The following is a 26,403-nucleotide window of genomic DNA, read 5'->3' on the forward strand; positions in this document are numbered from 1 at the left end:
GTGTTCTGGCTGGCCCTACTTTCGCTCCGGGCCGGAAATGTGCAAGGCGGTGGACCGCCGTGTCAGGGGTGGCGCGTCGCGGCGAAGGCGCGCGCCTGCGCGGGGGCGGCGCCGGCCGCGACCAGCGGGTCCAGCGCGTCGTCCAGCGGCATGTCGGGATGGGCTGCGCGCAGCGTAGCCAGCGGATCGGCGCTGGCCAGCGCCTCGGTCACCGCGCGCCGCGCGGCGCTGCGCGGCATGTGGCGCGCCAGCAGGTAGGCCAGCCGCTCGGAATAGACCGCCGGGCCCAGCGCGTCGAGGTGGGCGCGCATCGCGTCGCGGTCCGGGCGCAGGCCCTCGACCGCCTCGGCGATTGCGGCGACGGCCGCGCCCGAGGCGCCGCAAAGCGGACGCAGCGACAGCCATTCCAGCCCCCAGGCCACGCCGTCGCGGTTGGTCGTATGGATCGACGCCTCGGACACCGCCGCCTGCAGATGCGCAGCGAGGCGCGCCAACGACTGCGCCGCCTCGGCCCGCACCGGGTTGACCTTGTGCGGCATCGCCGAGGACCCGCCGCCCGCCAGCCTGACCTCGCCGATCCCGGTCGAGGCGAGGAAGGCGAGGTCCCCGCCGATCCGCCCCGCCGCCGCGGCCAGCGCCGCCACGGCCGCGGCAAAGCCCGCCACCGCGCCGCGCCGGCTGTGCCAAGGGGCATCGTCGGCGCGCAGGTCCAGCGCGCGCGCCATCGCTGCGCGAACGGCCGGCGCATCGGCGCCCAAGGCCGCGTCCGTGCCCGCCGCGCCATGCAGCGACAGCACCGCCACCGCGTCGCGCGCCGTCATCAGCGCCTCGGTCGCGTCCGCCAACCCATGCCCCCACAGGGCCACCGTCGCGCCGAAGGTCGTGGGCATCGCGCCCTGCGTCCGCGTGCGCGCCAGCTGCACGGTCTCGGCCTCGGCCTCGGCCAGCGCGGCGAGCGCATCCAGCAGCGCCGACACCTCGGCCAGCACCGTATGCGCGAAATCGCGCAGGCACAGGATCAGGGCGGTGTCGATGATGTCCTGCGAGGTGGCGCCCCAGTGCAGCCATTCCGCCAGGTCCGGCGGCAGCCCCTCGCGTAGCGCCGCCAGCAGCGCCGGGATCGGGACTCCGTCGCGGGCGGCGCCCTGTGCAAGCTCGGTTGGCGCCACGCGCATCTCCGACAGCGCGCGCAACAGGCGCGCCGCCGCGTCCTTCGGCACGATGCCCGCCTCGCCGCAGGCTTCGGTCAAGGCGGCCTCGACGCGGATCATGGCGGCGATCAGCGCGCCGTCGTCCAGCGTGGCCTTCGCCGCAGCGCTGCCGTAGAGCCCGGACCAGAGCGCGCTGTCGAGGGGCGATAGCGTCATCGCGTCAGAGATCGAGGAACACGGTTTCGCCGTCGCCCCGCAGGCGGATGTCGAAGCGCCAGTGGCCTTCGCCCTCGGGCTTGGCGACCAGGGTCTCGACGCGGTGCCGCTGCTCGATCCGCGACAGCACCGGGTCGCCGTCGCGGTCGGCATCGTCGAAATAGACCCGCGTCATCAGGCCGATATTGATGCCCCGCGCCACGATCCACAGCGCGATATGCGGCGACTGCACCCGCCCGTCGGGCAGGGTGACCGCGCCCGGCTTGATCGTCTTCAGCGTGAACAGCCCGGTGTCGGGATCGGCGGCGAAGCGGCCAAAGCCCGACACCGCCGGATCGGCGCCGTCCTGGCCGGGATAGACGCCGGCCGCATCCGCCTGCCAGCTTTCGATCAGTGCGTCGCGCATCACGGCACCCGTGCCGTCATGCACGGCACCGGTGATTTCGATCCGCTCGCCCTTCGCGCCGTCGCCGGCGGGCGTCTGGCCAAGCTCGGTCTCGAAGGCGCCGGGATTGCCGGCCCAGCCGGGCATCAGCCCGATATGCACGTAAGGGCCCGCCGTCTGCGACGGGGTTTCGCGCAGGGTGTCGAGTGTCTGGACCATCACATGCCCTCCGGCCGGTTCTCGAAGAAACTTTGCCGCCGCCCGCGCAGCACGATGTCGAACTTGTAGGCGAGGTGATCCAGCGGACGCGCATGGCTCAGGTCCAGCGGCGCGACCAGCCGGTCGATCTGGCTGCGGTCCTTGATCGTGGCGACGATCGGGCAGCGGTCGATCAGCGGATCGCCCTCGAAATACATCTGGGTGATCAGGCGCTGCCCGAAGGAATGCCCGAAGACGGAAAAGTGGATATGCGCCGGGCGCCAGTCGTTGCCGCGGTTGGGCCAGGGATAGGCGCCGGGCTTGATCGTGAAGAAGGCGTAGTGCCCGTGCTCGTCCGTCAGCGCCCGGCCGCAGCCGCCGAAATTCGGGTCGAGCGGGGCAAGGTAGCCGTCCTTCTTGTGACGGTAGCGCCCGCCCGCGTTCGCCTGCCAGATCTCGACCAGCGTGTGCGGCACGCCGCGCCCCATCTCGTCCAGCACGCGGCCGTGGACAAGGATCCGCTCGCCGATCGCCTGCGCCTCGCCGCGCGTCCAGTTGAGCACCAGGTTCGCGTCCAGCGCGCCCAGGTCGCCGTGCCCGAAGGTCGGCCCGGTCTCCTCGGTCGGCGTCGATTCCAGCGACAACAGCGGCAGCGAGGGCGAACGCGGCACCGAGGTCTTGTAGTCGGGATCGTAGGGCACCGGATGCGCGCTCAGGTCGCGCGGGATCAGGCGGCCAGGGCCGGGGGCCGGGTCGCGGCCCATTTCGCGCCCCAGGGCGCGCGTGGTGTCGGTCATGTCTGCTCTCCCATCTCGGCAAAGGTGGCCCTGGCGATCTTCAGCGCGTGGTTCGCGCGCGGCACGCCGGCATAGATCGCCACGTGCTGCAGCGCCTCGGCCACGTCGCGCTGGCTCGCTCCGGTGCGGGCGGTGGCGCGGACGTGCATGGCGATCTCCTCGAAATTGCCCAGGGCGGCCAACAGCGCGATCGTCAGCATCGAGCGTTCGCGGTCGGAAATCGCGTCGGACGACCAGACATGACCCCAGGCGGCCTCGGTGATCAGGTCCTGGAACGGCGTGTCGAGTTCGCCCTTCGCCTGTTCCGCGCGGTCCACGTGGGCATCGCCCAGTATCCTGCGGCGCGTGCGCATGCCGGCCTCGTAACGATCGCTCATCCCCGTCCCCCTGGCAACATCCCTTGCCCGCGAGCTTTCCATAACGCCACGCCCTTGGAAAATAGAAATCCGGCCGGTATCCATAACTCCATGACTATACCCACCGGGCTGAAGCTGCGCCATGTCGAGGCGTTCCTGGCGGTCGCCGACCTTGGCGGCCTCAGCGCCGCGGCCCGCGCGCGCCATGTGTCGCAGCCCGCGCTGTCCAAGACCATCGCCGATCTGGAAACCCTCGTCGGCGCGCGGCTCTTCGACCGCACCGGCCGCAGCGTCGTCTTGAACGCCGAGGGCCGCGCCTTCCGGCGCCACGCGCTTCAGGCGGTGTCGAGCCTCGATACCGGTATCCGCGCGCTGGGCGGCGCGGGCGCCGGCGACCGGATCGCCGTGGGGGTGCTGCCTACCGTCGCGGGCAGCCTGTTCCCGCAGGTGGCCATCGACTTCGCCCGCGCGCGCCCCGAGGTGCAGGTCGCGGTGACGACGGGGCCGAACCGCTACCTGATCGACCGGCTTCGCGCGGGCGAGATAGACCTGATGATCGGCCGGATGCCCGCCGCCGACGACATGCCGGGCCTGCGCTTCGATTACCTCTATGAGGACCGCATCGACCTTGTCGCCCGTGCCGGGCATCCCTTCGCCGGCCGCCCCGCGGCCGAGGCCCTGCGCGCCTGCCCGGTCATCCTGCCCGAAAGCGGCGCGATCATCCGCGAGACGGTCGAGAAGTACCTCGGCGTGATCGGCCTGTCGGGCCTGCGTCCCGCGTTCGAGACCGTGTCGCTGGCGTTCGCGCGCCCGCTGCTGCAACGCTCGGACATGCTGTGGTTCATCTCGCGCGGGGTGGTCGCGCACGAGGTGGCGGCCGGCGCGCTGCATCGCTTCACGCTGGATTCGGGCTTCATGACCGGGGCGGTGGGAATGACGGCGCGGCATTCGGGCTACCAGAACCCGCAGGTCGCCTATCTGGCCGGCCTCGTGCACGACGCGGTCGCGAGCCGCGGGTAGGGGGGCGCCTTTGCCTCGGGGCGGAACTTCCTGATCCCCTGCGGCGTTGGCCTTGCAACCCGCGTCCATCCCTCGCGCGGGTCTCGAAGGCGATACCGGGCAGCCACGTGCAGAGGCGTCCGCCGCCCCTGTCCCTTGCGGGCGGGGGCGTTCGCTTTCGGTTCGTCGTCACCGCCGCGGGAGGACCCTGTGCCGCTCAATCCCGGTTGCAACCCCGCAGGCAGGATCGCCCTCCGCTCTGCGGCGATCGTGATCCTGGCCGTGATATGCGGCCTGTGGGTGGTTCCCGTTCTCGCCCAGGACGACGGCGGCGCTTCCGAGTGGTACTCGCAGAGCAGCATCAACGAGGGTCTCGGCCCGGCGCCGAATTTGATAGACCGCGACACGCCGCGCACCACCGTGCGCGGGTTCCTGAACGCCGCCAGGGAGAACGACTTCGAGCGCGCCGCGCATTTCCTGAACCTGACCGAGGTCCCGCAAGAGGCGCAGTCGCGCGTCGGCCCCCTTGCGGCGCGCCAGCTGGCCGAGGTCATCCAGCGGCAGGTCTGGATCGACTGGAGCGACCTGTCCGCGCGTCCCGACGCCATTCAGGAGGTCGCCGCCAGTTCCGACCCGCTGGCCGGCCAGCCGCGGCGCAACATCCGCATCGCGCGGCTCGAGGCGAACGACACGCTCTACGACATCCGCATCGGCCGATACCGCGCCGGTGACGATCGGCCGGTCTGGCTGTTCACGCCGCAGACCGTGCGGAACATTCCGCCGCTGTACGATACCTTCGGACCGCGCCGCTACGAAGCCTACATCCCACAATCCCTCAAGCGGGAAGTCTCGGGCCTGTGGCTGTGGGAATGGATCGCGCTTCCGCTGATCGGGGCGCTGACGCTGCTGCTGGGCTGGGGCACGCGGTCGATCGTGCTGCGGCAGTCCCGGCGAACGAAACGCGGCTGGCTCGAGGCCGCGCTGGAACGCAGCGGATTGCCGCTGGCCATGCTGGTGATGGCCGGCTTCGTGCAGATCCTGCTGCACTGGGTGCTGACCTTCTCGGGGCCGGTTAACGCGATCCTGCGGCCGATCCTGACGCTGCTGATGGTCTGGGGCGTGGGCATGGCCATGCTGCGCGTCGTCGATGCGGTCCTGAAACGGGTGACGCTGCGCTTCGTCGGCGACATCGACGACAAGCGCGGCGCGGACGAGCGCGAGATCTACACCTCGATCTACGCGCTGCGGCGGCTGATCCTGCTGGTGATGGTCGGCTTCGCCATCGTGATCGTGATGAACTGGCTGAACCTGTTCGACACGGTGGGCATGGCGCTGCTGGCCTCGGCGGGCGTGCTGACCGTGATCGCGGGCATCGCCGGGCAGGCGGTGCTGGGCAACATCATGGCCTCGCTGCAGATCGCCTTCGCAAAGCCCGTGCGCATCGGCGACAGCGTGTTGTTCGAGGGCGACTGGGCCTATGTCGAGTCCATCTACTATACCTTCCTGCGGCTGCGCACCTGGGATCACCGGCGCATCGTCGTGCCGGTCACGTACTTCATCTCGAAACCGTTCGAGAACTGGTCCGTGACCGAGGCGAAGATGATGAAGGTGGTGAAGCTGACGCTCGACCACCGCGCCGACGTCGGGACTCTGCGAGAGCAATTCGAGAAGCTGATCGCCGAGGACGAGGACATCATGGACGACGACCCGGCCGGCGCCTTCGCCTATGCCACCAACCACGGGCCCGACGGGCTCGAGGTCAGCTTCTACGCGATGATGCCGGACCCCTCGACGGGCTGGAGCGCCGAGGCCCGCCTGCGCGAACAGTTCGTGTCGTGGATCGCCGCCGAGCATCCCGAATGGTGGCCGCGCGAGCGGGTCATGGACGCCGAGGGCGACGAGGACGGCGGCGGCGGCAGGAAGCGCGGCGCCGCTTCGATCGGCTGACCGCGGGCGGCGCCTTGCGTCAGCGCGGACCCGCCGTCTCCGCCGCCTCGCCCTCGCCCTCGTCGGCTTCGGGCTCGACATGGCCCCGGCGCGACAGGGCGCGCGCGCCCATCATGCAGATCATCGCCCATCCCAGGCCCACCAGCCACCCGGCCAGCACGTCCGTCGGCCAGTGGACGCCCAGGAAGACGCGGCTGATCCCCACCAGCATCGTCACCAGGATCGCGATCCCCATGACGTAGACCTTCAGGTGGCGCCGCTTCAGGACCCGCGCGATCAGCACCCCCAGCGTCAGGTAGGCGACCGCGGCCATCATCGAATGGCCCGACGGAAAGCTCGCCGTGTGCACGTAGGACCCGTGCGGCACCAGCTCGGGCCGGGGGCGCGAGAAGAACTCCTTGGCCACCCCCGAGATCAGGATGCCGCCGCCCACCGTGGCCCACAGGTACACCATCGAGCCGTATTGCCGCTGCATCAGGAAGAAGCCGCCGGCGAACAGCGTGGCCAGCGTCAGCACGATCACGCCGCCGAGCGCGGTCAGGTCGCGGCCCATCTCCTCCAGCATCGCCGGGCCGATCGGGTCGGACAGGTCGCCTTCGGTGCGCAGCAGCAGCAGCAGGTCGCGGTCGAGATTGCGGGTCGACCCCTCGATCACCTCGTCGGCGAGTTCGGCGAAGGCCCAGCCCGCGCCGACGATCAGCGCGAGGGTGATCAGCGACCGGATCTCGACCGAGCGGAGGATGGAGCGGGCGTGGCGGGTTTTGCGGGACAGACGTGACATGGCGGCCCAACCCCGCGCGCGCCCGCGCGGTTCCACATCATCCCGCGCCGATCCTCAGGCCCCGAGCGGGGGCGCCGCGGAACACCGCCCCGGCCGGATTCGTTGGTCCGGCAGACGCAACAAGACGCGCCCCGGCGTCCGTTGCGCGGACCCGTCCGCGTCCCCGGGGCGCAACAGGAGGCTGTAATGGAATTCTATGGCATCGGCGGGCTCATCCTGCTCGTTCTCAACATCTGGGCGCTCGTGCACATCATCGGCTCGAACGCCTCCACCGGCGCCAAGGTGCTCTGGGCGCTGTTCATCATCCTTCTGCCGCTGATCGGCTTCATCGTCTGGCTGATCGCCGGACCGCGCCGCACGACCTCGACGGTCTAGGCACGGGCCGCGCCCGTGCGCGCCATCGGCAGAATCCACCATCCGGCCGGATGTCTTGGGAACTGACGGTTTCCGCGCTCGTTGACCGGCCAGAACCACAGCAAAAGGAGTTATCCTGATGAAATATCTCGGAACCAGTGCAATTGCCCTCGTCCTCGCATCGGGTGCCGCTTACGCGGAAACCCACATGGAGGCCGAAGTCGTGGAGAACGAAAACGTGGTCGTCGAAGGCGACAACCAAATGGTGCGCCGCGACTATACCGATTACACGGTCGACGACATGTACGCCGACAGCGCGAACCTGATCCGCACCCGCGACATCACGGGCGGCGACATCTATTCGATGGGCACGGATTACACCGGTCTTGCAGGCGACGCCGAGATGGCGTGGAGCGAGCAGGCCTATACGGGGATCGGTGACGGCTGGAACGACATCGGCGAAATCGAGGACATCATCCTGTCGCGTGACGGCCAGATGATCGGCATCATTGCTGAGGTCGGTGGCTTTTTCGACATCGGTGATAAGCACGTCATGATCCCCGTCAACGACGTGAGCCTCGTCCCCATCGACGATGAGACCTACGCCTACGTTACGCGTTTGACCGAAGAACAGCTGGAGCAGCTGGAAGGCGTCGACGAAGGCTTCTGGAACTAAGCTTTTCGTAAGATATCGAAAGTGAAAAGGGCCTTCGGGCCCTTTTCCGATTCCGGGGTCGTCATTTCCGCCCCTTTTTGATCCGCTTCATTCGACGAAACTCAGCTTTCCCGCGATGCGCATTTCCCGATCTCATGGGAAACGGCAGCCACCCAGAAAGCCGCAACAAGTCCAAGAGCCCTTTCCCACGCCCCGTCGTACGCGGTCGGCATTATGAAAAAGATCGGCGCCATGATCGCCCACAAGATAGCGCACAGGAAGGAAATGCGGCTCAGGTTCCTGCTCAGATCCCGAAAGGCCGGAATGGGGGCGGCGAACGCGGCCAGGAACAAAAGGCCCAGCGCATATACCAGGTAGATGTGGATCACCACGCCTTCGTTGTCGTTGTCGCCGTACTCGTTGCGGGCACCGACGATGATCACGATGCCGGTCAGGACCGCCAGCGACAGTATGGTCACCGTCATGCGCGTGCCGCTCAGCCGCATATGCGCCAGCCCCAGCGCGATGGCGAACAGCCCGCCCGCGAAACCGTAGAAGCCCACGTCCTGAATGATCTCGAACTCTCCGGCCGCAAGGTCGCTGACCGTGTCCGAGACCCAATCGTGCCCGGGCACCAGCACGCTGCCCACGATGTTCGACGCGATCAGGGCCGCGACGCCAAGCGCCCCGACGATCGCGCATATGCGCAACAGCGTCGCGTCGGGTCGCATGTCAAGCGGGTCCGCGGCGCGGGACGGTTTACGGGACATAGCCTTCTCCTTCTGATAAAACGGGTCGGCGCCATTGGTGCCGGGTCGTGCTTGCCGCTGACAAAGGCGCGCGGGCAGGCCGATCATGGGCGGCGCGCCGCCTCGGATAACCTGCGACACCCGGAAGATCGTCCAGAAAAGGCTTCCGCTGTCCAGCACCGACCGCCTGTCGTCGAGATCGTCCTTCAGCCCCGGCCGTTCGGTGCCCGCGAAGGACAGCCGCGCCAGCCCCGTCCGGTGCCGCGCAAGGCGGCGGGTCCAGGCGTCATCGGCCGTGCCGGCCCTACTCGCCGTGATGGTCGCCGAGCGCCCAAAGCCGGTTCGCCGGGCCCGCGATCGGCGCGGTGTCCGTACGCAGGACCCGCTTGTGCCTTGCCAGGATCAGCCCGGCCCAGGCCGCCAGCGCATTCGCGATCACCGTCGCGGCCAGCACGCCGGCATAGCCGAAGAGCGTGACGCCCAGCCAGGCCAGCGGCACGTAAAGCGCACCGATCCGCAGCAGGCTCAGCCCCAGCGCCCAGCGCGCGCTCGACCGCGCCGTCATCGCGGCGTTGGCGGCCAGCACGACACCGTAGGCGCCCAGGCTCCAGCCGACGATCCGCAGGTAATGGGCCGTGTAGGCGGCCGCGTCCTGCCCGGCGGTCATCAGGCCCGCTATGGCGTCCGCGAAAATCCACAGGATCAGCGCCACGCTCAGCCCGTAACCCAGCGCGAACCAGACCGCCACGCGCATGGCGGCGGCCGCGCGTTCGGCCCGTCCCGCGCCCCAGGCCTGCCCGATCACCGGCGCCAGCCCCGACGCCACCGCGAAGAACGGCACGAGCGCGATCGCCTGCACCCGCGAGGCCGCGCCGAAGCCCGCCACCGCCGTGTCGCCGATCGTCGCCACCGCCATCGTCACCGCCGCCATGCCCGCCGGGTTCACCGCCCGCGACGCGCCTGCCGGAAGCCCGGTGGCGGTGATCGCGCGCAGCGACGCGGCCATGCCCTCCAGCGGCCGCGGGCCCGGCGACAGGCGGCCCTGCCGCCGCGCCAGCACCACCGCGACCGCCAGCGCGAGGCTGCGCGCCAGAAGCGTCGACACGCCGGCGCCCATCATGCCCATCGCGCCGATCGGTCCCACGCCGAACACGAAGACCGGCGTCAGCGCGATGTTCAGCACCGCCGTCATCACCATGATCCCCGACGGCGTCGCGCCGTCGCCCGCGGCGCGGAACGAGGCGTTCAGGATCATCGTCGCCACGAGGATCGGGAAACTGGCCGCCCACCACGGGACGTAGTTCAGGATCGCCTCCAGCACCGCGTCGCCCGCGCCCAGGGTCGTGAAGATCGCCGGTGCGCCCAGCCACAGCACCGCACCGATGGCGACGCCCACGACCAGGCCGAAGCCGACCGCGTGCAGCGTCAGCCGGGCCTCGGCCGCGTCGCCGTCGCCGTGCCCCAGCGTCTGCGAAAATGCGGCGTTGGCGCCCGCCGACATGCCCACGGAAAAGGCGCTGACGGCGACGATGACCGGGTAGACGAAGCCCACCGCGGTCAGTTCGGTCTCGCCCACGCGGGCAAGGAAGAAGGCGTCCGCCAGCCCCACCAGCAGCACGCCCAGGATGCCCAGCGCCATCGGGGCGCTGACCTTGGTCAGCTTGCGCCACACCGGGCCCTGGTTCAGATCGTCATGCGCGGCAGTCATCGGTTCGCGGCGCCCGGTCGGCGGTCAGGTGTCATGCAAGCTCCGTAAGGGGTCAACGCGGCTACAATCGCCGGGAGCGCCGCGGGGTTCCACGCCGGACCGCGTCCTCACGCGCGCCTAATGTGCGGTGACGCACGCACCGCCGAAGGCCCCGAACTCGCGCGCCTGGCAGATCGAAGGATCGGTCGAGCGCGCGCACGGGCGCGAGACCGGAGCCGCCTGCGCGCACGCCGGACGTGCCGAAACACCGCCGGAAAAAATTCTTGCGGCGGCACGAGAAATGCCGGAACCGAAAGCGTGGTCGCCGGTTTCCCAGTCGTATCCCGAACGGGATGCGCAACTGGATGGAGCGGCGGATGCCCCTGGACTGGATCGCAAAAATCGTTGAGCGCATCGACGACATGATGCGTCAGTCTTTCCGGCCGTTTCGTCCCGAAAGGGTTCTGCTGACGCAGAATATCCCTGTCTCGCGTCAGGCGCGCCAACTCCGCACACGGCAGCTCTGACGATTCCCCCCGGTCACGGGCGTCTCTTCCCGGTTTCGCGCTTGTGACCACACCCCGTCTGGCTCCCCGGCCAGGCGGGGTTTTTTCTTGTCCGCCGTCCGCCGTTCGGCGGCCGGCGGCCGTGCCGACGCGGCTGTCGGCATCAGGGCGCAGCCGCCCTCGCGACCGTCCCGCTCAGGGGTCCGACGTCTTCAGGCGGCGCCCGTCGCGCCGCGCGCCGGCAACCCGCAGGCGGCCAGCGCCGTGGCAAGATCGGCGGGGCGCCCGAAATACCATCCCTGTCCGCCATGCATGCCAAGCCGCGCCAGGGCGCGGCATTCCTCGGCGGTTTCGATGCCCTCGGCAACGATCTGCGCCTTCGTCTCGGTGGCGAAATGCACCATCGCGGCCGCAAGCGATCGACGAACCGGGTCGACATGTATGCCCGTCACCAGCGACCTGTCGAGTTTCAGGATATCCGGCGAGATCCGGATGATCTGTTGCAGGCCCGAATAGCCGGCGCCCGCGTCGTCGACCGCGATTCTCAGCCCGCCCTCGCGCAGGCGCATCAACTGGTCGAGGAATGGCGCCTCGGCGCCGATCTGGTCGTGCTCGGTGATCTCGATCACCAGCCGGTCCAAGGGTTTTCCCTCCAGCACCTTCGCAAGCCGCCCCGAGGCGACGGTCCCCGGGCTGGCGTTGAACGACAGGTAGAGCGGCTCGGGCAGGGCGGCCAACCCGACCAGCGCCGCGTCGATCGCGGCAAGCTCCAGCTCGACGCCCAGGCCCACGCCGCTGGCCTCGGCGAACCACAGGTCGGGCGCGCGATACGGCTCGGCCTCGAACCGGCTCAGCGCCTCGAACCCCCGCACCGCGCCCGAGGACAGTTCGACGATGGGCTGGTAGACGATCCTGAAGGCATGGGACCGGATCGCGGCCTGGATCTCGGCGACCTGCGCGCTGTGCCTGTCGCGCCGGATCAGCGCGGTGTTGACCTGTTCGGCGACAAGATCCGCGAAGATGCGCATCACGCTCAGATCACGTTGGGTCAGCGTCGGGTTCGCGCGGGTGCTCAGGCAACAGAACATGCCGTAGGGGCTGCCGTCGCCGCGCCGGATCGGCACGCCGACATGGCTGCCGACCGGCATGTCCGTGGTGATGGCCATGGCCATGCAAAGCGGGTCGGCGCTGGTGTCCGGGATCAGCGCGGGAAGGCGCCCGTCCAGGATGTGCCTGCAATAGACGTCCTTCAGATCGTGGCTGTCTCCCGCGGCTATGACGTGTTCCAGCCCCGGCGCGTCGACGGCCCGGAACACGCTGTTGCCGTCGACGAACTCGGACAGGTAGGCGACTTCCATGCCCAGATGTTCCCGGACCGTCGCCAGTGCCGTGGCAATGATCTCGTCCGGCAGGCGGCCTTCGACTTCGGGTCTCAGTTTCAGTGCAGACATCGCGCAACTCGCTCTTTGCCGGAATTTTGCGAAAGTCCGGGTGGGCGTCCCGTTAAGGCGCGACGATTAAATGCATCGAATTGGAGGGATCGGGACGCGGTCCCGAATGCCTTCGAGGGATGCGCAGACGACGACCGGCGTGTTTGCCCACGGCGCGGCCCGAAGCGCACCGGCAGTTGCGTGGAAGACCGCGCGACTGCCGGAGTGAGGCGATTTCCTAAAGGATCGTGAATCCGTCCCTGCAAGCCATTGAAGACGCTGCGTCACCTTCGTGTCCCATCGTGGGACATCCCGCCTCAGGCGCTCAGCGTCTCGGTCGAGGCGAAGAACATCGCCTGGCTCACGGCCGATTTCACCTGCCGCTCGGAATACGGCTTGGGAATGATGAAGGCCGGCTCGGGCCGGTCGCCGGTCAGCAGCCGTTCCGGGAAGGCGGTGATGAAGATGACGGGGATGTTGCCCACCGTCTCGAGCAGTTCCTTCACCGCCTCGATCCCCGAGGAATTGTCCGCCAGCTGGATGTCCGCCAGGATCAGGTCGGGATAGTCCTGCAACCCCAGTTCGACCGCCTTGCGGTGTGTCTGCCCGACGCCGGTGACGTGGTGGCCCATTCCCGTGACGATGGCGCGGATGTCCATCGCGATGATCGCCTCGTCCTCGATCAGCAGGATCTTTCCGCTGACGCTGTCGTGCATCTCGCGGTGGGCGATAGCGATCATCTCGCGCGCCTCGCCGGCGCTGATGTCCATGATCTGCCCGATCTCGTGGGGGGTGAACGACTCGATCGTGTTCAGCAGCAGCGCCTCGCGCGAATTCGCCGTCAGGTGGTTCAGATGGTTCTGCGCCGCCTGCTCGAGCGTCGAGTCCGGCACCTCGACCGGAGTGCCCGCGCTGGTCCAGATCATGTGGAACGCCCGGAACAGCGCGACCCGCGGATCGAGCCCCTCCTTGAGAACCGACCGATCCTGCAGCAGCGCCTCGAGCGTGGCGGCGGCATAAGCGTCGCCCGCGCTTTGCGTGCCGGTCAATGCCCGCGCGTAGCGTCGGAGAAACGGCAGATGACGCGCGATCCGGTCGGACAGAGCTTCGTTCATGTCGGACATCTTCTGTGGTACCCCCCAGCCCCTGCAAATCTTCGGAACAAACCCCGCATGGCCGCGTTCGGTTCCATACAGGCTCTGACAAAACGCGGGCGGGACGAATGGAATTGGCTTTTCTCATGAAGGAACAGGACAACGGCCGTGCGGGCAGGCGCCACGAATCCGATCCGATCAACGAGAACCTCAGGCGTGTCTATGACGGCCTGATCGATGACGACGTGCCCGATCGCTTCACCGATTTGCTGCGCAGGCTGCGCGAACAGGATTCGAAGAAAGACGGCGACACATGAAGCATGAACGGGCGGGCGACGACGCGGGTTCGATGGACCCGCGCGAAGAGATCGTGCTGCATCTGAAATCCATGCGCGCCTTCGCGATGTCGCTGACGCGGGATCTCGCGCGTGCGGACGATCTGGTGCAGGAAACCGTGGTGAAGGCGTGGTCGAACATCGACAAGTTCGAGCGCGGCACCAACATGCGCGCTTGGCTGTTCACCATCCTGCGCAACACCTTCTATTCCGAGCGCCGCAAGGCGCAGCGCGAATACTCGGACAGCGACGGCGAGATGGCGCGCATGATCGCCCAGAAGCCCGCCCATGACGGCCATCTGGCGTTGAACGACTTCCGCAAGGCGTTCGACGCGCTGCCGGCCGACCAGCGCGAGGCGCTGGTGCTGGTGGGGGCCCAAGGCTTCTCGTACGAGGAAGCGGCCGAGATGTGCGGCTGCGCGATCGGCACGATCAAGAGCCGGGCCAGCCGCGGCCGGGCGCAACTGGCCGTAGCCATGGGCTTCGAGAAGAACGAGGAACTCGAACTCACCGATGCGGCCACGGTCGCGGTTCTGGCCCGCAACCCAAGGAGCTGGTAATGGCGGGCGCCGGGCACGCGCCCGGGCGCGGATGGGCGTCGAAGCGGATGCGCGACAGCCTCATGGTGCGCGTGGCGCTGCTTCTGACGCTGGCGATGTTGCCCATCGGCATCATCATGATCGGGCAGACCTGGCGCGCGATGGAGCGCAACAGCGAGATCTTCGCCAGCACGCTGCTGGCGCAGACCAGCGCCATCGTCGCTCCCGAGCGCGAGGCCATCCATACCACGATGGGCGTGGCCGGCACTCTGGCCGGCGCGCTTGAGGCGCTTGATCCGCCGTTGGGGGCCTGCGAGGCGCTCTTCGCCCGCGCAGCTCAGGAGAATCCGCGACTGTCCTTTATCGGTCTGATCGATATGGACCGGATCACGCGCTGCAACACCACCGATACGGAGCGCGACTTCAGGGAGCGTCCCGCTGTCCGGAAGATGTTCGCGCAGGCCGAGCCGACGATCAGCTTTACTGCGCGGGGCGCGGTTACCGATCAGCCGGTGATCATATTCGCGGAACCCGTCATGAACCCGCAGGACGGGCTGCGCGGCTTCGTCGTGGTATCGTTCCCCGTCGCGGGGCTGGGTTTCGAAAGCGTGCCCGAGACCGGCGAACAGGCGACTGTCGTGACGTTCAACCAGGATGGCGAGATCCTGACCACCTCCGGACCCGGCACGGCCGTCGCCCCGCAGATGCCGCTGGGCGTGGCGCTGCGCGGGCTTGTCGGCTCCCCGCCCGTCACCTTTCGGGCGCGCACCGCCGGCGGCGAAGAACGCACCTTCGCGGTAGTGCCGATCGTTCGGGACCGCGCCTATGCCTTGGGCAGTTGGAGCCCCGTCACGGGCGGCGCATCGGGAGGGACCTGGTTCACCGGTGCCACGCTGAGCTTTCCACTGATCATGTGGGCCGTGACGATGCTGGTGGCCCTGATGGCGCTGAACCAGCTGGTGCTGCGGCACGTCAACGCGCTGGGCCGCCGCATGCGCAGCTTCGCCGACATCAGGCGCATCTATCGCCCTGCCGAGAGCCGTCGCGCGCCGACCGAGATCCGCGACATCGACGACGCATTCGAACGCATGGCGACGCAGATCATCCGCGACGAGGCGGATCTGGAAAACGCCCTGCGCGAGCGCGAGATCCTGCTAAAGGAAGTCCATCACCGGGTGAAGAACAACCTTCAGTTAATGTCATCGATCATCAACATGCAGGTCCGCAAGGTGCACAGCGACGAGGCTCGTGCCGCTCTGAGGCAGTTCCAGGACCGGGTGGCCAGCCTCGCATCGGTACACCAGGCGCTGTACCAGGAGCCGTCGTTGACCCGCCTGCGCGTGGATGTGCTTCTGGAAGACATCGTGGCGCAGCTGGCGACGCTCGGCTCGGCCGACCGAAGCGGCGCCGAGGTCGTACGCGAGCTGGACCCGGTCACGCTGATGCCGGACCAGGCAGGTCCGCTGGCGATGCTGGCGACCGAGGCAGTGGTGAACGCCTTCAAGTATGGCGGACCCGACGCCTCGGGCGACTTCCGCATCCTGCTGAAACTTGCCCTGGACGGGCAGGGCAACGACCTGCGCGCCACCCTGACGGTCGAAAACACGGTTGCGTCCGAGGGCAGGGAAAATGACGGGACCGGGCTTGGCCGGCAATTGATCGCTGCCTTCGCATCGCAACTCGATGCGCGGCTGGAAGAGGAAAGCCGCGCGGATCGCTTCATTGTTCGCGTCACGTTCGTGCCGGCATTGTTCGATCCGGCCGAGAATGAACCGCCGACGACCGGCGCTCAACCTTAAGCGCTGATCGGCTTACGATCCCGAAGACGTGCGCTCGAACCAAGGCAACCTTGACCCGAGATCGGCTGACGGGCCAGCGATGAGGGATCCTGATTACCGCGGCCGAAGTCTGCCATGCCGATTTTCGACACCACCAGCGCGATTGCGTCGCAACGGGCACCGGCGCTGAAGCCTTACCGCCCGCTGCCAGGAATTCCCGACGCGATGGTCCGACAGGCCGGAACCGGGGCCGTCGGGCAGCGTTCTCCAAATGAACTCGATAGCCAAGGAGGGACCAATGAACTGGGACCAGATCAAAGGCCAATGGAAGCAGGTGCAGGGCGAAGCCAAGCGTCAGTGGGGCAAGCTTACCGACGATGACCTGCGCACCATCGAAGGCGATCGCGACAAGCTGGTCGGTGCAGTGCAGGAAAGATACGGGCGCTCGAAAGACGAGGCCGAGCGCGAAGTCGACGACTGGTCGCGCAACCAGGCCTGAGGCTCCAAGCCCGAAGGCATTATAACAGAAACCCCGCGAGTTGGCACTTGCGGGGTTTTTGCTTTTCCGTGGACGCAGACGAGGCGACCGCCACCCTGCCGCTGGGGCTACGCCGGGTCCAGGTGTAGTGCCTGCAAAGTCGTGTCGAAGACAAGGTGCGTCCCCTGTTTGGGGCGGTGACGCAGCGCCGTCAGCGGCAGCAGGATTCGTCCCAGCTGATCCCTTCCCGTCGTCTCCGTCGCGCCGGAGCCGGCTTCAGTGCCTGCCGTCGTGCCGGACTTCGGCGTGATCGCGACGGTGACGACGCGCCGCGTGTCGATCTCGAAAAGCAGATCCGCCACCGGGCCGATCTCTCCGTCGGTGCAAAAGGCGGGCAGCCCGATCCAGCTGCCGACTTCTTCCAGGGGACGCACCAGCCGGTCGCCGTCCGGGGCCGGCGGGAGTTCGTGCTCGCGCTGCTCGGCGATCAACTGCTCGAACATCAGGAGCGGCGAGTAGGTCGATCCGAACGGACCGACCAGCACCGGTGGCCATGCCCGCAGGTCTATGCGTTCCTCGGCCATCCCCTCGTGCCACCGCGGAGCGGCTTCCAGATCGCTTTCCGAGATGCGCAGCATCCACGAAGCGCCCTCTTCACCCGGCGGCGCGAGACGATCGGCCTCGACCAGAACCTCGGTCGCATCCAGCCAGCCGCCGATATCGACGGCCATGTAGCGCACCAAGCCGGTGCCGGGATCGAAGAAGGCCTCGCGCAGCTTCGCCTTGCCACCATCGGTCGCAAGGTTGCGGTTCATCAGGTCGTGGAAAGATTGCAGCATCTAGGTCCCCTTCGTGCGGGTTCAGGCGTCGTCCAGTGCGCGGGCCATGCGCTCGGCCCAGTCCCGCCCCGGATCGCCGCCCCAGAGCAGCCAGGCCACGTAACCCGCCGACGGATCGTCGTCGTTGCCGAAGCCGCTTGCCTTCTTGTCGACGGCGTGGCGTGCGAAATACGACGTCATGCGCTGGATCGTCTGGGGCGACAGCCTGCGGCGGTTGGACAGGTCGCGGGCGCGCGCGACACCGACGGCTGTGCCGCCCCGGTGGAACCGGCGGCGCAATTCCAGTCCCCGTGCTGCGGCATCGGCCACGGCGCGGGGCGGGGTCAGGTCGGGTTGTCCATCTTTGGAAGCCATCGATCGGTATCCTCGGCCGGGCTGTGCGTCGTCGCGCGCCCGTCACGTCATGTGTCTGGAAGCAAACGCCCGCGCTGCGTGGCCGGTTCCGGGCAAGGTCGCCGGGGCGGACATGGCGGAACCCATCCGGCTCGGGCGGGTTTGTCTGCCGACGGCGGGTCATGGCCCGCGTTCGGAAGCGGGCGTTGCGCCCGGTACGGAGCCCGACATGATCGTCCAAATTCCCGATCCGCACGAGCGCGTGCTCGTCGCGGTGCAAATGCCGTTGACGGGCGTGCCGAGGCCGGACGCGCGCCGCGCTGTCAGGAGCTTCGGCAGGAGGCCCGCATGACACCGGAAGAGAACGAAGACAGCCCCTCGACCGGCAACGCCGACCCGCGCGACAACGACAATGCCGTCCGGCACGAGCGCGAGGAGCACTCGGTCTCGGAGGCGACGCGGCTGTCGGCCCGCCTGATCTACGAGGTGGTGCGCCGCGACGGCGAGGAGGAGTTGCGCCGCCCGCTCACCTCGCTGAGCTTCTCGGGAACCGCTGCCGGGATCCTGATGGGCCTGTCGGTGCTGTCCGAGGCGATCCTGCGCACGTACCTGCCGGACCGGCCGTCATCGTTCCTGCTGGAGAATTTCGGCTACAGCATGGGGTTCATCGTAGTGATCTTCGGCCGGATGCAGCTGTTCACCGAGAACACGATCACCACGGTTCTGCCGGTCATCGCACGGCCCGAACGGGAGTGCATCACGGACATGCTGCGCCTTTGGAGCATTGTATTGGCGGCCAATGTCCTAGGCACGATGATTGCCGCAGCGTTCTTGTCGCAGACGACGGTCATCAGCCCCGAGGTCAAGACTGCCGTGGTCGAACTGTCGCGGCACGCCGTCCACATGCCGGCGGACGAAAGCTTTCTGCGGGGGCTACCGGCGGGAATGATCGTCGCGGCCATCGTCTGGATGATGCCATCCGCGCAGGGCAACGCCTTCTTCATCGTGCTGACCTTCACCTGGCTGATCGCGGTCGGCGACTTCACCCACATCATCGCCGGCTCGGTCGAGATGTTCTATCTGCTCATGATCGCCGAGACCGGCCTGCGAGAGGCGGTGTTCGGGTTCTTTCTGCCGGTCCTGGCCGGCAACGTGCTGGGCGGCACCGCGATCTTCACCCTGCTGGCTTGGGGTCAGGTGCGCAACGAGGTCAAGCACGGAACCGGCTCGGGCCGGCATGGTTAGCCCTGATCATCCGACACGGCCCGGATACGGGGGGCGTGCCATGAGCGGACCGGGTGGCACTCCCGCACCCTCGCGGGCGTTCGCGATATCTGCCGCCGCTCGGTCGCCGGGTGGCACGTAAAGGACGCGGCCTAGCCGATCGCGAGGCCCAGAAGGAACGTGATCACCGGCACGCCACCGAACACGGCCAGCCGGGCATGGGCGGCATCGACGGTCAGCCCGCGCTCTTGCGCCTCGTCGTCATAGCTGCCGTGCGCGTCCGGGCCGCGCCGCGGGTCCGGCGCATCCAGGTTGTCCGGCCGGCCGCCCGGCTCGTCCTGCCAGGACTTCTGCATCTCGGCACCCGCATCGGCCAGCTTGCGGTCCAGCCAGCCGGGCGCGACGAAGTGACCGAAGGCCATCTTCAGCACCGACCGGCCGACAAAGATCTCGCGCGTGCCGTCGCGGATGGCCCGCATCACCGCCCGCGCGGCCAATTCCGGCGTGAAGACCGGCGCCGCCGGGCGTGGCTGCTTCGACAGGCGATTGCGCGCCCAGTCGAATTGCGGGGTGTTGATCGCCGGAAGCTGCACCACGCTCAGCGTGATGTCCGAGCCGCTGCGGATCAGCTCGCAGCGCAGCGCGTCGGTGAAGCCGTTGATCGCGTGCTTGGACGCGCAATAGGCCGCCTGGTAGGGCACCGCGCGATAGCTCAGCCCGGAACCGACGTTGACGATCCGGCCGCTGTTGCGCCCCTCCATCAGGGAAAGGGCGGTGCGCGTTCCGTTGACCTGGCCCAGGAACGTCGCCCGCACGATCCGGTCGAATTCGTCCGGGCCGGCCAGCGCGAAGGGCGAGAAGCTGGTCAGCATGGCCGCGTTGACCCAGACCGAAATCGGCCCCAAGGCTTCCTCGATGGCTGCGCCGGTCCGCTGCACGGCGGTGGCGTCTCCCACGTCGCAGGGCAGGGTGAAGACGGCATCGGCGAACGTGTCACGCAGCGCGTCCAGCCGCGTCTGGCCGCGCGCAAGGATGCCGACGCGATAGCCGTCTGCCAGAAGAGCGTCGACGATTGCCCGTCCGACGCCGGCGGTGCCGCCTGCAACGACGGCCACTTTGTTGGAGGGTATGACGAGGTCCTTCGATCTGCGGTTCCGGATGTGTCTGCGGTGCGCCGGGCATGCGGCGCGCCTGTATTCGCCAACGGGATGCCCACGCCGCGGTTCCGCCGGCGCCGGCAACCGCGCGGCAAGTGCGGCGTTGAGCATGAAGGAACGGGCGAAGCCACGGAGGACTCATGGGCAGCCTTTTCAACGACTTTGCGACGGACACCTCGCTGGATACCTTGGTGATCCTTGTGCGTCTGCTGGGGGCGGCGTTGGTGTGCGGCGTCATCGGGTTCGAACGCGAGGCCCGCGCGCGCCCGGCGGGCCTGCGTACGCACATGATGGTCGGCCTCGCCTCCTGTCTTTATTGCCTCATCATGCTCGAGACGCTGGCGGACGCGCGCGACTTCACCGATCGCGTCGCGATGGACCCGATCCGCGTGATCGAGGCGGTGACCAGCGGCGTGGCCTTCCTGGCGGCCGGCATGATCGTCTTTGCGAAGGGAAAGGTTCAGGGCCTGACCACCGGCACAAGCCTCTGGCTGTGCGCGGCGATCGGACTGGCGATCGGATTCGGAATGTGGGTGATGGCGGCGATGACCGCGGCGCTGGCGCTGATCATCATCCGTCTCGTCAAGACGATGGAAGACAGCGCGCGCAAGCGTTTTGGCCGGAAGACTGACGAGGAGTGATCAGGTCGAGATGCCCTCGACCGATCCGCCGTCGACACGGTAGTTCGACCCCACGACGAAGCTGGCCTTCTCGGAACACAGGAAGGCGATGGCCGCGGCGACTTCCTCGGGTTTTCCGCGGCGTTTCAACTCGATGTGGGGGCGTTCCTCGTCTAGGAACGACTCTACGGCGTCGTCGCGGTCGGTGCCCCGGGCCTGGGCGCGCTTGTCCATCATGCCGTCGGTCATCGGTGTCTCGATGAATGCCGGCGAGACGGTGTTGACCAGTACGCCCCGCCGCGCCGCCGCGCGACTGAGACCCTTGGCGAAGTTCAGCAGGCCGGCCTTTGCGACGTTGTAGACGACTTCGTCCGAGTAGGGCTGCACCGCGTTTTCCGAAGTCACGATGACGATCCGCCCCCAGCCGCGGCTCTCCATCTCGGGCTCAAACACGCGCAGCGTGCGGACGACCGACATGAAGTCGTTTTCCCAGGCTTCGTTCCATTCGGCATCGGACATCTCCAGCGGGTGGCCCTTCGCGCCGGTCACGCCGGCGGCGCAGACGACGATGTCGGGCATGACGAAGCGTTCGCGCACGGTCTCGGCCAGCCCCCTCACCTGGTCGCGCTGCGTCAGGTCCGCCTGAAGCGCGTTGGCCTGCGCGCCCAGCGATTGCGCGGCCTCGGCCACCTTGTCGCCCTGCACGTCCACCAGGATCACCTGCGCGCCCTCCTCGATCAATTGCGCGGCGGTCGCCCGACCGATGCCCGACGCGCCGCCGGTGATCAGCGCCGTCTTGCCTTCGAGTCCGAGTTCCATCGAAGCCCCTTTCCGTGTCGTTTGTGGTTCCGCCTTCAACGTCAGCTGTTCCGGCGGGTTCCGGTGGCCTCAGTCCCGTGCGGTCCCGCCATCGAGGCGCAGGCCCATGCGATCGAGCATGGCGTTGACCGACGCCGCCTCCTCCGGCGACACCCGCGCATCGTTCGTCCGTCCTTCGAGGGTGTCGAGGAACGGCTCGATCCCTTCGCCCGCATCGAGTTCGGACAACGTTTGGCAGCGCACGGGCACGTCGTCGCCACGCGTGCGGATCGTCAACTGGCCGTCCTGCAGCCGCGCATGGCCTGCGTCGCCGACGAGATCGATCTCCAGCCGCATCGCCGCGTCGGTCCAGCCTGCCTCGATCGTCGCGGTGGCGCCGCTTTCGAAGCGCAGCACCGCCGCGCCATGATCGTCGACCGCCCAGCCCAGTGCGTTGGCGGTGATCGCGTGGCCGGTGCGCGCCGGGCCGAGAAGCCACTGCAGAAGGTCGACGCAATGCACCGCCTCGTCCACGAAGCCGTCGTAGCAGGCCAGCGCCGGATCCGTCATCCAGCAATCGAGGTCGAGCCAGTCCGCAAAGCCCCCATCATGCGAAAAGCGCATCCTCGCTTCGTGGACGATGCCCAACTCGCCCTCGTCCACTGCCGCCTTGAGCGCCTTCAACGCGGCATTCGTGCGGAAGAAATAGCCCGATTGAAGGTCGATGCCGGTGCGCTGTGCCAGTGCGGCGCAGCGCGCGGCGGCGGCGGCGCTGCCGGCCAGCGGTTTTTCGGTGAACACCGGCAGACCGGCGTTCAGGGCGGCGGTGATGTCGGCCTCGTGGTGCACGGTCTCGGAGCAGACCAGCGCGCCCGCCGCATCCGTCGGCAACGCCGCAAGATCCGGCAGCGCCCGCGCATTGAGCCGCGCGCAAAGGGTGTCGCGCCGCTCGGCATCGCGGTCGTGCACCGCACCGATCCGCCAGCCGCGTGCCTGCAGGTGGGCGATGTGGTCGGGCAGGTGCACGTGGGCGCCGCCCAGAAGAACAAGCGTCCGGTTCATGTCGAGCTTCCTCCTTCGATCCGGTCGCGGGGCAGGGCGGGGTCCGCTTCCGGGGCGGCACTGGTCCGGAATTCGCCGCGCAGGCGGGGCAGGGCCTGCGGGTGTTCGCCCTGGAGCCAGACGATCATCTTCTCGCGCACCTCGCAGCGCAGGTCCCACGCCTGCGGCGAAGTGCGTGCGCTCATCAATGCGCGCAGCGCGACCGTGTCCTTGTCGGTGTCGACGACCTGCAGCACCGAGACCTTGCCGTCCCAGTGCGGCGAGGCATGGACGAGTTCCTCGAGTTTTTCGCGCATCGCGTCCATCGGCACGGTGTAGTCGAGATACCAGTAGACCGACCCGATGATCGAGGCGCTGTCGCGGGTCCAGTTCTGGAACGGCTTCTCGATAAAGTAGCTCAGCGGCACGACCATGCGCCGCCAGTCCCAGATGCGCACGACGACATAGGTGGCGAATATCTCCTCGATCCAGCCCCATTCGCCCTCGACGATCACGACGTCCTCCAGCCGGATGGGCTGGGTGATGGCGATCTGGACCCCCGCGATCAGGTTGGTCAGCACCGGCCGCGCCGCCAGACCCAGGATCAGGCCCGCGGCGCCGGCCGAGGCAAACAGCGAAAGACCGTATTCCTGCACCGCGTCGAAGGTCAGCAACACGGCGCCGACCGTCAGGATGCCCAGCACGATGGTCGCGGTGCGCCGCAACACGCGGATCTGCGTGACGAACTTGCGCGCGGCAAGGTTGTCCTCGGTGTCGAAGCGGTGACGGCGGATCGAGCGGTCGGTGAAATGGTTCACCAGCAGGATCGCGGTCCAGCCCAGGAAAACGATCAGCAGGATCAGGAGGATGTGGCCGATGCCGCGCTCCCAGCCGAAGGGTAGATGCAACCGCGGCACCACGATCGCCAGCGCGGCCAGGATCATCGCCAGCCGCAGCGGCCGCCGCGCGCGTCGCAGCAGAGAGCCCAGCAGCCCGGTATCGGTACCGGCGAACCGAAGCACCAGCCGGAACAGCAGGAAATGAAGCGAGACGGCGGCCGCCACGGCCATCAACAGGATGATGACCGGGAAGGCGGCCGAGGGCATGCGGGCGATCGCCGCGTCAGCCGCCTGCATGTAGCTTGCCGCATCCATCACCAGATCCAGATGATGAAGCCGACCATGCAGGAGGCCAGAAGCGCCGACCACAGCGTCCGGTCACGCCAGATCGGTCGTTCGAGCGTGGTGAAGATCTCTTTCGCCTCGTCGCCCGACCAGACCAGTTCTTCGATCCGCTCCTTTTTCGACTGGCGTGTGACTGCCGAGAGGCCGAAATGGATCCCGATGCCGATGACCATCATGATCGACGACATGATCGTGTAGTGGATCTCGGGTAGGCCGAAGTCGGTCCACATGCTGGTCACCTCCTTGAGGATGAACAGCGGCACCCCCACCACGAGCCCCGCGACGATGGTCCAGAAGGCGCCGTTGCCGTTCAGCCACGGCACGAAAAGGCCCGCGATGTAGACTACGACAATGGTCGGCACCACGTAGCTCAGCGACGACTGGAAGTATTCGAACAGCGACTCGAAGCTTGCCACCGAAGGGGCGTAGATCGCGCCGAACACCATGACCACGCCGGTCACGACGCGGCCCAGCCAGACCTGGCGATCTCGTTCACCCTCCAGATCGGCTCGACGAAGTCCTTCACGACCAGCGTCGACGCCGAGTTCATCGCCGAGTCGAGCGAGGACATGATCGCCGCGATCAGCGCCGCAATGATGAGGCCCCGCACGCCGATCGGCATCAGATCGAACGCCAGCGTCGGGAAGGCCAGGTCGGGTGTCTCGAGATCCGGGTAGAGCTTCAGTGCGATCAGGCCGGGCAGGATCATCAGGAACAAGTTGGGGATCTTCAGGAAGCCCGCGAACAGCGCGCCGATCTGGCCCTCGCGCAGGTCCTTGGCGCCCAGGGTGCGCTGCACCACGAACTGGTTGATCGACCAGTAGTAGAAGCCAAGCAGAACGACGCCCCAAAGCCCGGTCCAAGGCAGGAAGTCGTCGGACGCAGGCAGGATCAGGTGCTGTTTCTCCTCGGGGATGCCCACGAACAATTCCTGCCAGCCGCCGATCTCGTTCAGGCCGATCCAGAACAGCACGGCCGCGCCCGCGATCAGCAAGAGGGCCTGCACCGTGTCGGTCACCACCACCGCCGACAGCCCGCCGAGGATGGTGTAGATGCCTGCCACCAACGCAAGCACCGCGATTGCGGTCCACAGGTTCAGGTAGCCCGTCACGTTCGAGATCACCAACCCGCCCGCATAAAGCGCGCCGGCGGTGTCGATGAACAGGATCGCCATGATCGTGAACAACGAGAACGCCCGGCGCGACCGCACGTCGTAGCGCTCTTCCAGGAATTCCGGGACCGTACCGATCCTGGCGCGCAGGAACGACGGCAGGATGAAGATCGCGAACAGGATCAGCACGAAGGCTGCGGTCCACTCGTAGTTGAACATCGCGACGCCATTGTCGTAGCTGCCACCCATCAGGCCGACGAAGCTGGACCCGGACATATTGGACGCGAACAGCGAGAAGCCGATCAGGTACCAGGGCAGGGAGCGGCCGGCCAGGAAGTAGCTGTCCGCGCCGCCTTCGAGCTTGCGGGACACGTACAGGCCGTGCGCGATCACGGCCACGAAATAGACCAGTACGATCGTGTAATCGATCCAGTGCAGGTCGAATTTCGCTTCCCCCATAAGTGCCCCCGGGTCAAAGAAAACTGCCTTGTGAACCAAAGCCCGTCCGTCGAAGTTCCTTGGGGCGCTTCGGCAGGCTCGGGCAGGCATGAAAAGGGGCGCAGCATTGCCGCGCCCCTTCGTCGTCTCATCAAAGGTCGGAACCTCAGCTTTCGGCGCCGGCCCAACGCTCCATCGACTCAAGCTCGGCTTCGGTGGCGTCAACGCTGACGCGCAAGGCGTCGTCGCCCGTCCGCGTCACGTCGACCTGATCGGGTTCAAGCGCGACCGGCTTGTCGCCGACCCCGAGGAAGCCGCCCACATCGACGATGAAGGCCTCGATCTGGCCGTCTTCGGCAACGGCCAGCTCGGACACCGCGCCGACCCATTCGCCCTGCGGACCGTATGCGCGTGCGCCAAGGACGTTGTCGACGTTCACGTCGACCATCTCGACCGGCTGGCCCTCGCGCTGAACATCGTCGAGGAAGCCTGCCTCGGCGGCGCTGGCGCCGCCGGCTTGACGGACGGCCGCGGAATCGTAGGCGGGTGCTTGGCCGAAGGCCTGCTCATTGCCGCGGAACAGGACGAAGTATTCGCCCTCGTCGTTGCCGTCGCGGACGAACGTCATGGCATTCATCGGCACGATGCGTTGCGCGTTGTCGCCGCCGAGATAGCCGCCCGCATCGATCATGACGCCGGCGACGGTGCCATCGCGCGCCACGATCAGGTCGCGGATTTCGCCGACCATTTCCCAGTTGTCCGGCGCCTCATCCATGACGCGACGAACGTTCTGCCGCGCCTCGTCGGACGGAAGGTAGACGGCTTGGTCGATCAGGCTTGTTACCTCGATGCGCATCTGCGCCGTGTCTTGCTGCTGGCGTTCGGCCGGTTGCGCCGCCTGAGTGTCGGCTTGGGCGGCCGTGCCGTCGGTCACACCGCCTTGGGCCGTGGCGTCGGTGTTGGCGTCGCCGGTGGTGACCAGACTGCCGGCTTCGGCCGGTGCCTGGGAGCCGGTGGCGCTCTGGTTGTCCGAGTCCTGCTGCGCGGCAAGCGGCAGGGCCATCAGGGTTGCGATTGCGGTCGTTCCGATCAGTCGTTTCACGCGATCCTCCTTTCGGTGGTGCGGTTGTGCGCCGCGATCCCGCGGCGCGTCTCACTGCGCCAACGGACGCCGCGCTTGGTTGTTTCGTCGCTTCACGTTGCGGAAACCACAGAGCCGTCGA

At 67.7% G+C, this 26,403-nt stretch carries 30 protein-coding genes; 12 read left to right on the top strand and 18 right to left on the bottom strand.

Features of this window, described 5'->3' with window-relative positions; genetic code table 11:
• Positions 1-62 precede the first annotated feature (62 nt).
• Genes BLW27_RS09450 through pcaC form a run of 4 tightly spaced genes read right to left on the bottom strand, consistent with a single transcriptional unit; the run spans position 63 to position 3,124 of the window.
• Positions 63-1,367: a lyase family protein gene (locus BLW27_RS09450; protein WP_089882570.1), complete on the bottom strand. Its 1,305-nt coding sequence runs from the start codon at positions 1,365-1,367 to the stop codon at positions 63-65.
• 4 nt (positions 1,368-1,371) lie between these two features.
• On the bottom strand, positions 1,372-1,971 hold the full coding sequence (gene pcaG / locus BLW27_RS09455; RefSeq protein WP_089882572.1) for a protocatechuate 3,4-dioxygenase subunit alpha: 600 nt from the start codon (positions 1,969-1,971) through the stop codon (positions 1,372-1,374).
• A complete protein-coding gene (pcaH, locus tag BLW27_RS09460; protein ID WP_425429287.1) occupies positions 1,971-2,747 on the bottom strand; it encodes a protocatechuate 3,4-dioxygenase subunit beta in 777 nt (258 codons plus the stop codon). The genes pcaG and pcaH overlap by 1 nt, the downstream gene beginning before the upstream one ends.
• Entirely contained in the window at positions 2,744-3,124 is a 381-nt protein-coding gene (gene pcaC / locus BLW27_RS09465; protein ID WP_089882575.1) for a 4-carboxymuconolactone decarboxylase, read from the bottom strand. Before pcaC ends, pcaH begins: the two co-directional genes overlap by 4 nt.
• Before the next feature lie 90 nt (positions 3,125-3,214).
• Here pcaC and BLW27_RS09470 point away from each other — a divergent pair, with 90 nt between their 5' ends.
• The gene (locus BLW27_RS09470; RefSeq protein WP_089882578.1) at positions 3,215-4,123 is read left to right on the top strand and encodes a LysR substrate-binding domain-containing protein; all 909 of its coding nucleotides are present in this window, start codon (positions 3,215-3,217) and stop codon (positions 4,121-4,123) included.
• Positions 4,124-4,312: 189 nt separating this feature from the next.
• Entirely contained in the window at positions 4,313-6,049 is a 1,737-nt protein-coding gene (locus BLW27_RS09475) for a mechanosensitive ion channel family protein (protein ID WP_089882580.1), read from the top strand.
• 19 nt (positions 6,050-6,068) lie between these two features.
• On the opposite strand, the gene BLW27_RS09480 is transcribed toward BLW27_RS09475, so the two are convergent.
• On the bottom strand, positions 6,069-6,830 hold the full coding sequence (locus BLW27_RS09480) for a phosphatase PAP2 family protein (RefSeq protein WP_089882899.1): 762 nt from the start codon (positions 6,828-6,830) through the stop codon (positions 6,069-6,071).
• 186 nt (positions 6,831-7,016) lie between these two features.
• Here BLW27_RS09480 and BLW27_RS09485 point away from each other — a divergent pair, with 186 nt between their 5' ends.
• Both BLW27_RS09485 and BLW27_RS09490 read left to right on the top strand, forming a co-directional pair.
• Entirely contained in the window at positions 7,017-7,205 is a 189-nt protein-coding gene (locus tag BLW27_RS09485; protein ID WP_089882582.1) for a PLD nuclease N-terminal domain-containing protein, read from the top strand.
• A gap of 118 nt (positions 7,206-7,323) precedes the next feature.
• Positions 7,324-7,860, top strand: a complete 537-nt coding sequence (locus BLW27_RS09490) for a PRC-barrel domain-containing protein (protein ID WP_089882585.1) — start codon at positions 7,324-7,326, stop codon at positions 7,858-7,860.
• Positions 7,861-7,961: 101 nt separating this feature from the next.
• On the opposite strand, the gene BLW27_RS09495 is transcribed toward BLW27_RS09490, so the two are convergent.
• Positions 7,962-8,768, bottom strand: coding sequence for a DUF998 domain-containing protein (locus BLW27_RS09495; RefSeq protein ID WP_245710830.1), 807 nt, complete (start codon positions 8,766-8,768; stop codon positions 7,962-7,964).
• Positions 8,769-8,892: 124 nt separating this feature from the next.
• On the bottom strand, positions 8,893-10,296 hold the full coding sequence (locus tag BLW27_RS09500; RefSeq protein ID WP_089882587.1) for an MATE family efflux transporter: 1,404 nt from the start codon (positions 10,294-10,296) through the stop codon (positions 8,893-8,895).
• Positions 10,297-10,652: 356 nt separating this feature from the next.
• On the opposite strand from BLW27_RS09500, the gene BLW27_RS21430 reads away from it, so the two are divergent.
• Positions 10,653-10,802: a hypothetical protein gene (locus BLW27_RS21430; protein ID WP_218141097.1), complete on the top strand. Its 150-nt coding sequence runs from the start codon at positions 10,653-10,655 to the stop codon at positions 10,800-10,802.
• Positions 10,803-10,993: 191 nt separating this feature from the next.
• On the opposite strand, the gene BLW27_RS09505 is transcribed toward BLW27_RS21430, so the two are convergent.
• The gene (locus tag BLW27_RS09505; protein ID WP_089882589.1) at positions 10,994-12,232 is read right to left on the bottom strand and encodes a sensor domain-containing phosphodiesterase; all 1,239 of its coding nucleotides are present in this window, start codon (positions 12,230-12,232) and stop codon (positions 10,994-10,996) included.
• A 296-nt stretch (positions 12,233-12,528) separates the two neighbouring features.
• Entirely contained in the window at positions 12,529-13,335 is an 807-nt protein-coding gene (locus BLW27_RS09510) for a response regulator (RefSeq protein WP_089882593.1), read from the bottom strand.
• Between the two features lie 116 nt (positions 13,336-13,451).
• Here BLW27_RS09510 and BLW27_RS21165 point away from each other — a divergent pair, with 116 nt between their 5' ends.
• The 4 genes from BLW27_RS21165 to BLW27_RS09525 all read left to right on the top strand — a co-directional run bounded on the left by BLW27_RS21165 (position 13,452) and on the right by BLW27_RS09525 (position 16,456).
• The gene (locus BLW27_RS21165; protein ID WP_177177863.1) at positions 13,452-13,622 is read left to right on the top strand and encodes a NepR family anti-sigma factor; all 171 of its coding nucleotides are present in this window, start codon (positions 13,452-13,454) and stop codon (positions 13,620-13,622) included.
• Entirely contained in the window at positions 13,619-14,200 is a 582-nt protein-coding gene (locus BLW27_RS09515) for an RNA polymerase sigma factor (RefSeq protein ID WP_089882595.1), read from the top strand. The genes BLW27_RS21165 and BLW27_RS09515 overlap by 4 nt, the downstream gene beginning before the upstream one ends.
• The gene (locus BLW27_RS09520; RefSeq protein WP_089882597.1) at positions 14,200-15,978 is read left to right on the top strand and encodes a sensor histidine kinase; all 1,779 of its coding nucleotides are present in this window, start codon (positions 14,200-14,202) and stop codon (positions 15,976-15,978) included. The genes BLW27_RS09515 and BLW27_RS09520 overlap by 1 nt, the downstream gene beginning before the upstream one ends.
• 277 nt (positions 15,979-16,255) lie before the next feature.
• Positions 16,256-16,456 carry a CsbD family protein gene (locus tag BLW27_RS09525; RefSeq protein ID WP_089882600.1) on the top strand — a complete coding sequence of 67 codons (201 nt, stop codon included), beginning with the start codon at positions 16,256-16,258 and terminating at the stop codon, positions 16,454-16,456.
• A 107-nt stretch (positions 16,457-16,563) separates the two neighbouring features.
• Here BLW27_RS09525 and BLW27_RS09530 read toward each other — a convergent pair whose 3' ends face one another.
• On the bottom strand, positions 16,564-17,274 hold the full coding sequence (locus BLW27_RS09530) for a hypothetical protein (RefSeq protein WP_089882602.1): 711 nt from the start codon (positions 17,272-17,274) through the stop codon (positions 16,564-16,566).
• Positions 17,275-17,295: 21 nt separating this feature from the next.
• The gene (locus tag BLW27_RS09535; protein WP_089882605.1) at positions 17,296-17,628 is read right to left on the bottom strand and encodes a hypothetical protein; all 333 of its coding nucleotides are present in this window, start codon (positions 17,626-17,628) and stop codon (positions 17,296-17,298) included.
• Between the two features lie 208 nt (positions 17,629-17,836).
• Here BLW27_RS09535 and BLW27_RS21945 point away from each other — a divergent pair, with 208 nt between their 5' ends.
• A complete protein-coding gene (locus tag BLW27_RS21945) occupies positions 17,837-17,959 on the top strand; it encodes a hypothetical protein (protein ID WP_281242741.1) in 123 nt (40 codons plus the stop codon).
• Positions 17,956-18,852: a formate/nitrite transporter family protein gene (locus tag BLW27_RS09540; RefSeq protein ID WP_089882607.1), complete on the top strand. Its 897-nt coding sequence runs from the start codon at positions 17,956-17,958 to the stop codon at positions 18,850-18,852. Before BLW27_RS21945 ends, BLW27_RS09540 begins: the two co-directional genes overlap by 4 nt.
• A gap of 131 nt (positions 18,853-18,983) precedes the next feature.
• On the opposite strand, the gene BLW27_RS09545 is transcribed toward BLW27_RS09540, so the two are convergent.
• A complete protein-coding gene (locus BLW27_RS09545) occupies positions 18,984-19,946 on the bottom strand; it encodes an SDR family oxidoreductase (protein WP_245710831.1) in 963 nt (320 codons plus the stop codon).
• A gap of 182 nt (positions 19,947-20,128) precedes the next feature.
• On the opposite strand from BLW27_RS09545, the gene BLW27_RS09550 reads away from it, so the two are divergent.
• Positions 20,129-20,629, top strand: a complete 501-nt coding sequence (locus BLW27_RS09550) for an MgtC/SapB family protein (RefSeq protein ID WP_089882609.1) — start codon at positions 20,129-20,131, stop codon at positions 20,627-20,629.
• Here BLW27_RS09550 and BLW27_RS09555 read toward each other — a convergent pair whose 3' ends face one another.
• From BLW27_RS09555 to BLW27_RS09580, 6 genes are all read right to left on the bottom strand, one after another.
• A complete protein-coding gene (locus BLW27_RS09555; protein WP_089882612.1) occupies positions 20,630-21,427 on the bottom strand; it encodes an SDR family NAD(P)-dependent oxidoreductase in 798 nt (265 codons plus the stop codon).
• Positions 21,428-21,496: 69 nt separating this feature from the next.
• The gene (locus BLW27_RS09560) at positions 21,497-22,468 is read right to left on the bottom strand and encodes a Gfo/Idh/MocA family protein (protein WP_089882613.1); all 972 of its coding nucleotides are present in this window, start codon (positions 22,466-22,468) and stop codon (positions 21,497-21,499) included.
• Positions 22,465-23,601, bottom strand: coding sequence for a mechanosensitive ion channel family protein (locus BLW27_RS09565; RefSeq protein WP_089882615.1), 1,137 nt, complete (start codon positions 23,599-23,601; stop codon positions 22,465-22,467). The genes BLW27_RS09560 and BLW27_RS09565 overlap by 4 nt, the downstream gene beginning before the upstream one ends.
• Positions 23,601-24,092 carry an SLC5/6 family protein gene (locus BLW27_RS09570; protein ID WP_089882617.1) on the bottom strand — a complete coding sequence of 164 codons (492 nt, stop codon included), beginning with the start codon at positions 24,090-24,092 and terminating at the stop codon, positions 23,601-23,603. Before BLW27_RS09570 ends, BLW27_RS09565 begins: the two co-directional genes overlap by 1 nt.
• A complete protein-coding gene (locus tag BLW27_RS09575; RefSeq protein ID WP_177177864.1) occupies positions 24,089-25,201 on the bottom strand; it encodes a sodium:solute symporter family transporter in 1,113 nt (370 codons plus the stop codon). The genes BLW27_RS09570 and BLW27_RS09575 overlap by 4 nt, the downstream gene beginning before the upstream one ends.
• A gap of 145 nt (positions 25,202-25,346) precedes the next feature.
• Positions 25,347-26,282, bottom strand: a complete 936-nt coding sequence (locus BLW27_RS09580) for a PRC-barrel domain-containing protein (protein ID WP_089882621.1) — start codon at positions 26,280-26,282, stop codon at positions 25,347-25,349.
• Between the last annotated feature and the right edge of the window lie 121 nt (positions 26,283-26,403).

The sequence above is a fragment of the Citreimonas salinaria genome, assembly GCF_900107235.1.
GTDB lineage: Bacteria > Pseudomonadota > Alphaproteobacteria > Rhodobacterales > Rhodobacteraceae > Citreimonas > Citreimonas salinaria.